Annotated in this window: 1 protein-coding gene; it reads right to left on the bottom strand. The window is 50.4% G+C overall.

What is annotated here, in order from left to right:
- Positions 1-742: hypothetical protein (locus AC1DRJ_RS30865; RefSeq protein WP_477805447.1), on the bottom strand; the 742-nt coding region annotated here is incomplete at both ends.

The following is a 742-nucleotide window of genomic DNA, read 5'->3' as shown; positions in this document are numbered from 1 at the left end:
AGGCTGACCTGCAGGGCGGCGAGCACGCCCACAACCAGTAACCGACTGAGTGTAGTGTTGGTTCTCGCCAGGCTCGCAGCGATTGACGACATCACGACAGTCGACATTACACCCAAGAGAACGACAATAGCCGGCATGGAAGGAGACGCTTCGGTTCCGACGTTGTAGAGCCCGAATCCGAGCAAGCTAATCCCCATCATCCCAGCCATCAAAAGCTTGTTTTCATCTATTTTCAAACTGGACAGGATACCCACACTGACGAGGACACCCACGATGTAGAAGCAGGTCATGCCGGACACACTTCCCCACCAATACGCTGTGTTCAATTCTGCCCAACGATGGATGGAAACGTTAAAGCAGTTCACGGAAAACACTGCCAGCATGTAGCACAACACGTTAAACGCGGACAATCCTTTTGCCGCAGCGAGTATTTGGCGAAGCGAAGCACGCTGATAGGGGGCGATACTGACAGACTGACTGATATAAAGCAGTGGCAAGACAATTGCTGCACAGTACGCAAGTGTCAACCATGAACGAGAGACACTTTCCGATAGCCATCCTAATGCCGAATACAGCAAAAGTGACTCTACATTTATGATCAATATCAGAATTGAGGCGGCCCATTTTCCATTATTCACCCGCGAGATTTCTCGCATGGCGAAATAGAAACTCGATGACGCAATCAACCCAGAGCACAACGCTTCCGGCACGATTAATACTGAACCTGCCAACAGTGCATAGG

This window comes from Pseudomonas sp. P5_B2 (genome assembly GCF_056400445.1).
Note: the sequence above shows the minus strand (reverse complement) of the source record. Positions and strands in the feature narration are given on the sequence as shown.